Origin of the sequence: Lentibacillus sp. L22, assembly GCF_040812445.1 — a bacterium.
Classification (GTDB): Bacteria; Bacillota; Bacilli; order Bacillales; family Amphibacillaceae; genus Lentibacillus_C; species Lentibacillus_C daqui.
This window is the reverse complement of sequence record NZ_JBFNXI010000009.1, coordinates 14,506-26,243: the sequence shown is the minus strand read 5'-3', so window position 1 is coordinate 26,243 and position 11,738 is coordinate 14,506. Positions and strand designations below refer to the sequence as shown.

The 11,738-nt window shown below is 39.5% G+C and carries 11 protein-coding genes and 1 other annotated feature; all 11 genes read left to right on the top strand.

Annotation, left to right across the window (positions count from 1 at the left end; translation table 11 throughout):
- Nucleotides 1-39 precede the first annotated feature (39 nt).
- On the top strand, nt 40-504 hold the full coding sequence (gene ybeY / locus ABRT01_RS06410; RefSeq protein ID WP_367746601.1) for an rRNA maturation RNase YbeY: 465 nt from the start codon (nt 40-42) through the stop codon (nt 502-504).
- Nucleotides 482-862: a diacylglycerol kinase family protein gene (locus ABRT01_RS06405; RefSeq protein ID WP_269412166.1), complete on the top strand. Its 381-nt coding sequence runs from the start codon at nt 482-484 to the stop codon at nt 860-862. The genes ybeY and ABRT01_RS06405 overlap by 23 nt, the downstream gene beginning before the upstream one ends.
- Nucleotides 863-1,092: 230 nt before the next feature.
- The gene (gene era / locus ABRT01_RS06400) at nt 1,093-1,995 is read left to right on the top strand and encodes a GTPase Era (RefSeq protein WP_367746600.1); all 903 of its coding nucleotides are present in this window, start codon (nt 1,093-1,095) and stop codon (nt 1,993-1,995) included.
- 307 nt (nt 1,996-2,302) lie between these two features.
- The gene (locus ABRT01_RS06395) at nt 2,303-2,449 is read left to right on the top strand and encodes a YqzL family protein (RefSeq protein ID WP_367746599.1); all 147 of its coding nucleotides are present in this window, start codon (nt 2,303-2,305) and stop codon (nt 2,447-2,449) included.
- Between the two features lie 55 nt (nt 2,450-2,504).
- Nucleotides 2,505-3,248 carry a DNA repair protein RecO gene (recO, locus tag ABRT01_RS06390; protein ID WP_367746598.1) on the top strand — a complete coding sequence of 248 codons (744 nt, stop codon included), beginning with the start codon at nt 2,505-2,507 and terminating at the stop codon, nt 3,246-3,248.
- 58 nt (nt 3,249-3,306) lie between these two features.
- Nucleotides 3,307-3,476, top strand: a binding site (T-box leader).
- Between the two features lie 58 nt (nt 3,477-3,534).
- Nucleotides 3,535-4,413 carry a glycine--tRNA ligase subunit alpha gene (glyQ, locus tag ABRT01_RS06385; protein WP_367746597.1) on the top strand — a complete coding sequence of 293 codons (879 nt, stop codon included), beginning with the start codon at nt 3,535-3,537 and terminating at the stop codon, nt 4,411-4,413.
- On the top strand, nt 4,413-6,497 hold the full coding sequence (gene glyS / locus ABRT01_RS06380) for a glycine--tRNA ligase subunit beta (protein ID WP_367746596.1): 2,085 nt from the start codon (nt 4,413-4,415) through the stop codon (nt 6,495-6,497). Before glyQ ends, glyS begins: the two co-directional genes overlap by 1 nt.
- 92 nt (nt 6,498-6,589) lie before the next feature.
- Nucleotides 6,590-7,219 carry a transcriptional regulator CcpN gene (ccpN, locus tag ABRT01_RS06375; protein WP_367746595.1) on the top strand — a complete coding sequence of 210 codons (630 nt, stop codon included), beginning with the start codon at nt 6,590-6,592 and terminating at the stop codon, nt 7,217-7,219.
- 55 nt (nt 7,220-7,274) lie between these two features.
- Nucleotides 7,275-8,072 carry a pyruvate, water dikinase regulatory protein gene (locus ABRT01_RS06370; protein ID WP_269412173.1) on the top strand — a complete coding sequence of 266 codons (798 nt, stop codon included), beginning with the start codon at nt 7,275-7,277 and terminating at the stop codon, nt 8,070-8,072.
- A 383-nt stretch (nt 8,073-8,455) separates the two neighbouring features.
- The gene (gene dnaG, locus ABRT01_RS06365) at nt 8,456-10,273 is read left to right on the top strand and encodes a DNA primase (protein ID WP_367746594.1); all 1,818 of its coding nucleotides are present in this window, start codon (nt 8,456-8,458) and stop codon (nt 10,271-10,273) included.
- A 120-nt stretch (nt 10,274-10,393) separates the two neighbouring features.
- Nucleotides 10,394-11,518, top strand: a complete 1,125-nt coding sequence (gene rpoD, locus ABRT01_RS06360; RefSeq protein WP_269412174.1) for an RNA polymerase sigma factor RpoD — start codon at nt 10,394-10,396, stop codon at nt 11,516-11,518.
- Nucleotides 11,519-11,738: the final 220 nt, after the last annotated feature.

Genomic DNA, 11,738 nt, shown 5'->3' with positions numbered 1-11,738 from the left:
TTATGTTTTTTATCCTACAACAAAGGAGACGGATGTATAATGCATATAGATTTTCATGATGAAACGAACGCTGTGCCAAGCGATGAGATTGATATGTTGCAAAGGTTACTTGACTTTGCGGCGGAACAAGAAGGTATTCCACATGAAGCCGAGGTTTCCGTCAGTTTTGTCAGCAACGATGAGATTCAAGAACTAAACCGCAATTATCGCCAACAAGATAAGCCAACAGACGTGATTTCCTTTGCGTTACAGGAAACGGTGGAAGGAGAAATACCTATAGTTGGGGAAGATATATCACTTACACTTGGAGACATTGTTATTTCAATGGATCGGGCGAAGGAACAGGCCATTGATTATAATCATTCACTACAGCGTGAAATTGGCTTTTTAACAGTTCATGGCTTTCTTCACTTGCTTGGCTATGATCATATGGAAAAGGAAGAGGAAAAAGTAATGTTCCAAAAGCAAGAGGATATTTTACATGCATTCGGACTCGAACGATAACAAAAAAAAACGGGGAATTGGCCTACGCTTTGCCTGGAATGGAATTATCGAGGTTTTGCAACATGAACGCAATTTTCGAGTTCATATCATTGCCGTACTGCTTGTTGTTTGTACCGGCTTATTACTAAAATTAACAACCGGGGAATGGGCACTGATTGTCTTGGTTATTGGTTTTGTGCTGGCGATGGAGATGGTCAATACAGTGATTGAAACATTACTTGACTATGTGAACCCGGCTATTCATCCGACAGCAAAGGTGATTAAGGATGTATCCGCGGGAGTCGTCTTGATTGCTGCCATTACGGCCGTTATTATTGGTTTGCTCATTTTTTTGCCCAAATTATATAGCCTGTTTTAACCACCTCTTTCAAAACGAAAGGGGTTTTCTTTTTGCTTTATGCATGTATTTTCTGTCAAAAAACAAAAACTTTTTAAAGCTTTTGTCGAATATGTGAAAGTAAGCTGTTTTTGTAGTATTATGGATGTACATCAAAGATAAAAGAAACACTTGAAGATGGTTGCTGTATAGGCGCCCGCTTAAACTTTTAAACGAATGAATAACATCGAAAGACACCGGAGGATTACAACATGGAAAATGATTTCAAATCGGGGTTTATCGCCATAATTGGCCGACCCAACGTTGGCAAATCAACATTCTTAAATCATGTTATTGGACAAAAAATAGCTATTATGAGTGATAAAGCTCAGACGACACGAAATAAAATTCAGGGTGTATTAACACAACATGATGCACAGATTGTTTTTATTGATACACCGGGAATTCATAAACCAAAACACCGACTTGGGGATTTTATGGTGCAAATGGCAGAAAACACATTAAATGAGGTAGATGCCGTTTTGTTTATGATTAATGCCAAAGAAGGGTATGGCAGAGGGGATCAATATATTATAGACCGACTACAACAGGTAAAAAAGCCTGTCTTTCTAATTATTAATAAAATTGATTTAATCCAAAAAGATGACCTGTTACCATTAATCGAGCTGTACCGGAGAAAATACAACTTTGAAGAAATCATTCCAATATCCGCTTTACAAGGGAACAATGTCATTCATCTGCTGGAAGTATTAAAGTCATATTTACCTGCAGGGCCACAGTATTATCCGGAAGATCAGGTTACAGATCATCCTGAACGATTTATTATTGCTGAGTTGATCCGGGAAAAAGTTCTGCAATTAACAAGAGAGGAAATACCTCACTCGATTGCAGTTGTCATTGAAAATATCGAAAAGCGGGAGTCAAATGCCATTTTTATTCAGGCAACCGTAATAACCGAACGAAAATCGCAAAAAGGCATTCTAATTGGCAAACACGGAAAAATGTTGAAGGAAATTGGAAAAAGGGCGCGAGCGGATATTGAGCCCTTGCTCGGAACAAGGGTATATCTGGATCTTTGGATAAAGGTGGAAAAAGATTGGCGCAACAGGCAAAATCAGCTTCGAGAGTTAGGTTTTCGGGAAGATGAATATTAAGTGCATGTTCAAAAGGAGGATAAAAAGGACCGAGAAGTTCAAGGCGGCGTAGCTTTGAGCACCGGAGTGTACATAGAAGGTACATGAGGAGCGGAAAAGCAAGCCAACGAACTTCTTCAAAGGAAGGCCGACTAAAAACGGGCTTTGCGCTCAGGCGCCGGCATATCCCTTTTGCAGGGGCACGTCATTTTTACCGGACTTTTTGAACATCCTCTAAACATGGTAAAAATTATAACTCATTCTTTCATGCCTTGTGGTCATTCTAATAGTGAGGTTCAAACGCTATAAAGAAAGGTAGGGGTTTCTTGTGATCGACTTTACATGGAAATTATTTAGTCAAACGGGGAACGTTGAAACCTATTTGTTATTGAAAGAGCTGGAGAAAGAACCAAATGTTAAAGGTCAATTGCAACAACATGAAGAAGAGCTGTCACATCTTGATACAAAATTGTAGCACATACCATTTTTAACCACTTTACATTAGATTTTGCCAAAGAAAGGTGAAACATGTGCTGGAAAAAATTGAAGGCATCGTAATCAAAACACAAGATTATGGCGAAACACATAAAATCGTTACAATATTTAGTAAGAAAATCGGCAAATTTGCCGCGATTGCCAAAGGAGCAAAAAAACCGAAAAGTAGAATGGCTGCTGTTACGCAGCCATTCATTTATGGAGAATTTTTAGTTTATGTACACTCTGGGTTAAGCACGATTCAACAAGGAGAAATCATCTATTCATTACGTCCGATCCGCGAAGACATCATCAAAACGGCTTATGCAGCATATATCCTTGAACTAACCGATAAATTAATAGATGAAAAATCCCCTGACCGGTTTATTTATGATCAACTTCTTTTAACAATGGACTGGATTGCTGAAAATGTGTCCTATGATATTCCAGTCATGATGTATGAAATGAAATTATTTCAAAAAGGCGGTTTTGCACCAATTGTTCATCATTGTGTAAACTGTGGCAGTACCGAGAAACCTTTTTCTTTTTCTGTCGCTGAAGGCGGACTATTATGCAAGCGATGTATGCATTTGGATCAGCTTGCTTTTTCAATTTCCGATTTGCTTGCACGATTGTTACATTTGTTTGCCAGTGTGGGACTTGAGCGTATAGGTACGATTACCATGAAAGACGAAAACATTGCCAAATTGCGGCAAATACTTGATGCATATTATGACCATTATGGTGGATATTACATAAAATCAAAAAAGTTTTTAAACCAGTTGGATAAGTTGAAATAAACATCATTGACACGTACGAAGAAATAAAGTATGATTTGTACAGACTTTGAAACAGTGCAAGAATGCGGTGACGGAGAAAAAGTACTTGTTGCTTACTATTATAGCGAATCCAGGATGGTGGAAGCTGGATATAGGACTACAAGGAAAGGCGCTCCCGAGCATTTTAATAAAGTGGCTCTTGGCGGACAAGAGCAAATAGGGTGGAACCGCGGTAAAACCGTCCCTATGTCATGTTTAGACATAGGGACGGTTTTTTGTGTATCAATAAGGAGGTAAAACGATACTAATGAACATTCAACAAATGATTTTAACATTGCAGAAACATTGGTCTGATCAAAATTGTATTTTAATGCAAGCTTATGATGTCGAAAAGGGGGCGGGAACGATGTCGCCGATGACATTGCTTAGAAGTTTGGGACCGGAACCATGGAATGTCGCTTATGTGGAACCGTCACGCCGTCCTGCTGATGGCCGATACGGTCAAAACCCTAATCGTTTGTATCAGCACCATCAATTTCAAGTGATTATGAAGCCGTCCCCGGCAAATATTCAGGATCTTTATCTCAATTCCCTGATTGCACTTGGAATTGATCCATTAGAACATGATATCCGTTTTGTGGAGGACAATTGGGAAAATCCGACGCTTGGTGCCGCAGGGCTGGGATGGGAAGTATGGCTTGATGGTATGGAAATCACCCAGTTTACCTATTTTCAACAAATTGGTGGTCTTGACACTAATCCTGTCGCGGTCGAATTAACATATGGTTTGGAACGATTAGCATCTTATATTCAGGATAAGGAAAATGTGTTTGATTTGGAATGGGCTGATGGCGTGACTGTAAAGGATATCTTTCTGCAGCCGGAATATGAGCATTCTACCTATACATTTGAAGAATCAGATACAGATATGCTGTTTAAATTATTTTCCATGTATGAACAGGAAGCAAAAACGACAATGGAAAAAGGCTTGATCTTTCCGGCATATGATTATGTATTAAAATGTTCACATACCTTTAACCTGCTTGATGCCAAAGGAGTCATATCGGTTACTGAACGCACTGGATATATCAGCCGGGTTCGTAATCTGGCAAGGGGTATTGCTAAAGCATATGTTGCCAAACGGGAAGAATTGGGATTTCCAATGCTGAAGGAGGAGACAAAATAATGGCCAAGGATGTGTTATTTGAAATTGGTTTAGAGGAAATGCCGGCACGATTCATTGATGATGCGGAAAAGCAGCTCCGTGATAAGACGGAAAAATGGTTGAATGAATTGCGCATCTCTTTTTCAGTTGTTGTTTCTTATTCGAGCCCAAGAAGACTTGCAGTATTGATAAAGGATATGGCGGAAGAACAGGCGATGCTTGAGGAAGAGGCAAAAGGCCCTGCGTTAAAAATAGCCAAGGATGCGGATGGAAATTGGACAAAGGCGGCAATTGGATTTACCAAAGGTCAGGGTAAAACGGTAGATGATATTTATACTAAGGATGTAAACGGGACAAGTTACATCTTTGTAAAAAAACATATTGAAGGCAGCCGATCCATATCGATGCTGCCGTCATTCAAAGGAATCATTGAGTCCATCAAATTCCCACAAAATATGCATTGGGGAAAGGAATCACTAAAATATGTCCGCCCTATACGCTGGATTGTGGCACTATATGACGAGAAAGTTATCCCTTTTACTATTGCTGATGTCACTACTGGCCGACAAACGCGTGGGCACCGTTTCCTTGGGGATGTGATTGAACTTGGTCATCCCAAAGAGTATATTGAAAAACTTGCGGAAAACTTTGTTATCGTTGAACCGGATAAACGTGAGAAAATGATTACAGAGGGAATTCGCACACTGGAAAGCCAAAAAGAGATACAAATTCCAATTGCAGCTGATCTGCTTGCGGAGGTGAGGAATCTGGTGGAATATCCTACCGTTTTCATCGGTGAGTTTGACCAATCATTTTTGCAATTGCCATCAGAAGTACTTATTACATCGATGAAGGAACATCAGCGTTATTTCCCAGTAAAGTCACGGTCGGATGAGTTATTACCTTATTTTGTTGGTGTTAGAAACGGGGATAATCAGGGACTGCAAACCGTCGTAAAGGGAAATGAAAAAGTGTTGAAAGCCCGACTCTCAGACGCACAATTTTTCTATGATGAAGATCAGAAACATTCGATTTCATTCTATTTGCAAAAACTGCAAAAAGTAGTATTTCAAGAGAAATTGGGTACGATTCATGATAAAGTTGAACGTGTTGTCTATTTAACGAAACAAATTGCTGATGTTTTAGGGATAGATGCTTTTCAAAAGCAACGAGCTATCAGAACGGCAGAGATTAGCAAATTTGATTTGGTGACAAATATGGTCGATGAGTTCACTGATTTACAAGGTGTGATGGGGGAAAAGTATGCTATTTTGTTTGGAGAAGATCATACAGTTGCCAAAGCAATTGCCGAGCATTATCAACCTCGTCATGCAGCAGGTGAACTACCGGAAACGACAGAAGGTGCAATTGTTAGTGTTGCTGATAAATTAGATACAATTGTTGGCTGTATTTCTGTTGATTTGGTACCAACGGGTTCACAGGATCCGTATGGTTTAAGACGTCAGGCAATTGGTATCTTAAAAATTTTGCAGCATGAAAACTGGAAAATCCCCGTGTGGCAGTTGTTGGATATGACACAGCAACTATATCGGACACTGGATATTGAACAAGCCGAAGCTGAATTGGTGAAAAAAGAACTGGATGAATTTTTACGGTTACGGGCGACATATTTGTTAAAAGAAGCGGGAATTGAACCCGATATTATTCAGGCTGTTTTGGCAAATAGGTTAGGGATCGTTGGATATACGATTTCCAAAGCACGCATACTTTCGGATAAACGGGGTCAGGAAGTCTTTAAACCTACAGAGGAGGCATTCACCCGTGTTTTGAATATCGCCAAAAAAGCTGATAAAAAAGAGGTGGATGTCGAGTTATTTGAAACACCTTCAGAGGCATTTTTATATAAGAAATATCAAGAAGTTATAACAGCTTACAAGACAGCAAATGAAAGCCTTGAAGCTGAACAAGCTCTGAAGGAATTAAGCAGTTTGACTGACGCCATTCATAATTTCTTTGAGCATAATATGGTGATGGCCAAAGATGAAACAATCCGTGAAAATCGCTTAGCCTTAATCCATTCAATAGCAACCTTGATCAATGATTATGCTGACATGACTAAAATAAGCTGGAAACAACACTTCTAACTAACAGGAATTTTCGCTTTTCTTTTTCCTTTTCACTGTAAATAGTCTATACTATTGAAATAAGAGTATGACACATTGTGGGTGGTGAAAGGGTGGAATTATCGAATCGACAGGAACAGATTATAGAAATTGTCAAAGCGAATGGTCCAATAACGGGAGAGCAAATTGCACAAAGGCTGTCGCTGTCCAGGGCTACATTACGTCCTGACTTGGCTATTCTTACGATGGCAGGTTTTTTGGATGCGAGACCACGTGTTGGCTACTTTTTCACGGGAAAAACCGGTTCGGAACTGTTAACAGAAAAAATTAAAAAATTTAAAGTCCATGAATATCAGTCGATACCGATTGTTGTAAGAGAAAATGCCTCGGTTTATGATGCAATATCAACCATGTTTTTAGAGGATGTTGGTACATTATTTGTGGTGGATAATCAGGCTTGTCTGACAGGTGTCCTATCACGAAAGGATCTGCTTAGAGCGAGCATCGGTAAACAGGATCTAAATGACATACCGGTACACATTATTATGACACGAATGCCTAATATGACCGTATGCAGGAAAGATGATCTCCTGTTAGATGCGGCAAAGCAATTAATTAATAAACAAATAGACGGATTGCCAGTTATAAAAGATGGGGAAGAAGGTCCAGAGGTGATTGGAAGAATTACAAAAACAACGATAACCAAGGCGTTTGTAGAATTAATTACCGATGAACATTTATAAGTGTGGCAAAGAATCATATGAAGTAGAGGTTATCAGGTGCAAGGGAGGGTGATTGATGGGATCGAAACCATTAGTTTACGTTTTATCAGATTCTGTTGGCGAAACAGCAGATCTGGTTATCAAGGCAGGTCTTAGTCAATTTAATAATGGAGAGTATAAAATTCATCGTGTACCCTATGTGGAAGATAAACAGACTATTGACGAAACGCTTGTTTTAGCTAAAGAGCAGCAAGGTATTATTGGTTTTACACTCGTAGACCCTGTACTACGTAATTATTTAAATCAAGAGGCAGGAAAACTTGGTGTAGAAGCGATCGATATTATGGGGCCCATGATGGATGCGATGGAGCGTCTGTTTGGGAAACCGCGGTTGGAACCTGGTTTAGTCCATAAGCTTGATGAAGACTACTTCAAACGGGTTGAAGCGGTTGAGTTTGCGGTTAAATATGACGATGGCCGTGATCCACGCGGGATAGCAAGGGCGGACATCATATTGATTGGCGTATCGCGGACATCAAAAACGCCATTGTCTCAATACCTGGCCCATAAGCGGCTAAAAGTGGCCAATGTTCCAATTGTACCAGAGGTAGAACCGCCGGAGGAATTGTTTGAGGTGGACCCGGACAAATGCATCGGTTTGCGTATTAACCCGGTGAAATTAAATGATATCCGTAAAGAACGGTTAAAGACACTTGGATTAGGTGACCAGGCAACCTATGCCAATATGGGCAGGATTCAGCAGGAATTAGAGTATTTTGACCAGGTTGTCGGTAAAATTGGCTGCCGGGTTATAGACGTATCCAATAAAGCGGTTGAAGAAACGGCAAACAGTATTCTGCGGATATTCAGCTAAGAACAAAACACAGAGCATTCTACCAAATAAAGGTAGGATGTTTTCTTATGTTTTTAAGTATTTCATGTAGCAATTTATGTATTTGTGTATTATAATATGTATTTGTGTAAAAATGTGTGTACAAGCTTTGCGTAATCTGAAAAATAAAACATTGCCAATGCAGGAGGATTCTCTGTTATCAATGTAGAATTAATTATAGAGTTGCAAGGTTTACGTCCCTGTATAACGAGGTACAATGGTAATGGGCAAAACGCTAAAAGACTGTATAAAGAATGATCCTTCTTCATATAGAAGGAGATTTTTTGACAAATGATAAAAATATTGTCGAATTTTTAAAGGATTTTTTTCGTTCATCTCGAATTAATTAAAGTACGGTGATGAAAATGCCAGGTTTTATTCCAGAGGAGACGGTTGAAAAAATTCGTAAAGCCAATGACATTGCCGATGTTATCAGCGAATATGTACAACTAAAGAAACAAGGGAAAAATTATGTGGGTCTCTGCCCTTTCCATGCTGAAAAGACACCTTCTTTTTCCGTAACCCAAGATAAACAAATTTTTCATTGCTTTGGCTGTGGAAAAGGCGGTAATGTGATAAATTTTATCATGGAAATGGAAAGTTACTCCTTTTATGATGCACTGAAGCTCCTTGCCAATCGAAGTGGAATCGAACTGCCGACGAAGGATATGCCCCAGCAAAGTTCGCTCTCACAGGAGAATCAAACAATTTTATCTGCTAATGAATGGTTACAAAAACTATACCATCATTTGCTTCGATTTACAAAGGACGGAAAAGAAGGATATCAATATTTGCTTGACCGGGGAATCACAGAGGAAGTAATCGATCAATTCCAATTAGGCTTTGCGCCGAATGTAAAAGATTTTGTTCCCGAATTTCTTCGTAAAAAAGGTTACCATCAGCAAACTTTGGTAAAAGCCGGATTGCTTTCATTGAGGGACGATAATACGGTTGTTGATCGTTTCAGAGGCAGGGTCATATTCCCGATTCGTAACCACTTGGGGAAGACGGTTGCTTTTGGTGGAAGGGCTATTGCCGATCAGGAGCCGAAATATTTAAATAGCCCGGAAAGCGATCTGTTTCAAAAAGGGAAACTGTTATTTAACTTCGATCAGGCAAAAAAACATATCCGCTCAACAGGAGAAGTCATCTTGTTTGAAGGGTATATGGATGTGATTGCTGCATTTCAGGCAGATGTTAAAAACGTCATTGCCACATTGGGCACATCTTTGACCGAAAATCAAGCAAAATTGTTAAGAAGATATGTCGATACAGTAATTATTTGTTATGATTCTGACTATGCTGGTATAGAAGCTGCTTATAAGGCGGCAAATTTATTACGCCAAACCGGTTGCGAGGTAAAGGTCGCCTTCATGGAAGATGGGATGGATCCCGATGATTATATTAGAACATATGGTGGCGAGGCATTCAACAACAAGGTAATTAAAGCAAGTGATACCTACATGAGCTTTTACATGCGTTATATGAAAAAGAATTATAATGTAAACCTTGAAGGAGATCGCATACACTATATCGAAATAATCCTAAAGCAGCTCGCAACGATTGATAATGCCGTTGAACGGGAATATTATCTAAAAGAGCTAAGTGAAGAATACGATTTAACGATGGATGCATTAAATCAGGAAATCCAAAAAATCCGCCAAAATATGGGGATGAATAAGGATAGGCAACAAAACAAACGATATACTACTAACAATGAAAAGGATTCGGCTTCAGCAAAAAAAATGCTGCCTGCCTTTCAAAATGCAGAACGTCGGTTGCTCGCATATATGTTGAAAGATGTTACCATAACCGAAAAAGTCCAGGATACAATTGGCGGATCGTTTAATATGGAAATACATCAAGTTATTGCAACCCACTTGTATGCATATTATGAAGAAGGTCATCCTGCAGATGTTAGCTTATTTATTGACAGACTGACCGACGAAAAAATTATACAGGCTGTCATTGAAATCGCAATGATACCTTTAAATGAAGATATTAGTGATCAGGAAATTAACGATTATATATGGACGATCTTGGCCGAAAATAAAGATATGACCGCAATTAGGAAGTTAAAGGAAGAACAGCGGCAGGCCGAAAAACAAAGTGATCCAATTAAGGCTGCGAAAATTGCCATGGAAATTATAGAGATCCAAAAACAATTAAAGAAACCAATCTGATTAAATGGTTAAAGATAACAGATTACTTACCGATATTTGAACAAACGCATGTTTGTGAGGTATTTACTACCTCATTGGATGAAGTTTTATTTTATAAGAGGTATGAAAGGAGGGGGACTCATGGCTAAAAATGAACCCGCACAAATGAAGGACAATCAAACGACAGAGCAAACGGTTGACCAGGCAAAAAATCAATTGCTCGAAATAGGAAAGAAACGCGGTGTACTTGCATACGAGGAAGTTGCCGATCGATTGTCAGGGTTTGAAATAGAATCAGATCAAATGGATGAATTTTATGAGTACCTGAACGAACAAGGTGTGGAGATAATTGGTGAGTCAGACGAAGACCCCAAAATGCAACAAATCGCAAAGGAAGAAGAATTTGATCTGAACGACTTAAGTGTCCCGCTTGGTATTAAAATTAATGATCCGGTACGTATGTATCTAAAGGAAATTGGCAGAGTTGACTTGTTATCTGCAGCAGAAGAGATTGATCTGGCAACCCGGATTGAGCAAGGTGATGAGGAAGCAAAAAGACGTTTGGCCGAGGCTAACCTACGTCTGGTTGTTAGTATTGCCAAGCGATATGTGGGCAGAGGAATGCTGTTTTTGGATCTCATTCAAGAAGGCAACATGGGTTTAATGAAGGCTGTGGAAAAATTTGATTTCCGTAAAGGATTCAAGTTCAGTACGTATGCTACATGGTGGATTCGCCAGGCAATAACCAGAGCAATTGCGGATCAGGCACGGACAATTCGTATACCTGTTCATATGGTCGAAACCATCAATAAACTCATTCGTGTACAACGTCAGCTGCTACAGGATTTAGGCCGTGAACCATCCCCTGAGGAAATTGGTGAAGAAATGGATCTATCTCCTGACAAAGTTCGTGACATCCTGAAAATTGCCCAAGAACCGGTATCACTGGAAACACCGATTGGTGAAGAAGATGATTCCCATTTGGGTGACTTTATTGAAGACCAGGAGGCACTTTCGCCATCAGACCATGCTGCTTATGAATTGCTAAAAGAACAATTGGAAGACGTGCTGGACACGCTAACCGATCGTGAAGAAAATGTGTTGCGTTTGCGGTTTGGTCTCGATGACGGACGAACACGTACATTGGAGGAAGTCGGGAAGGTCTTTGGTGTAACCAGAGAGAGAATACGCCAGATTGAAGCAAAAGCTTTGCGGAAACTGCGCCATCCAAGTCGCAGCAAACGCCTTAAAGATTTCCTTGAATAAATTTTTTGTTCAGTCATTGGGCACATATGTGTATCAATGACTGCAACTTTATTTTTTAATGGCTGGTACCGTTTTCATTTCTTAGTATCTATTTTACGGAATTTCTTATGATATTGCAACCAGGGAACTTATTTTTCTTCATGTTTTTTTGGTTTTGGATAGTACCTGTTAGAAAAATAACTTTTTCCGGATAATGATTTAAAAGATTTCACAGCTTATC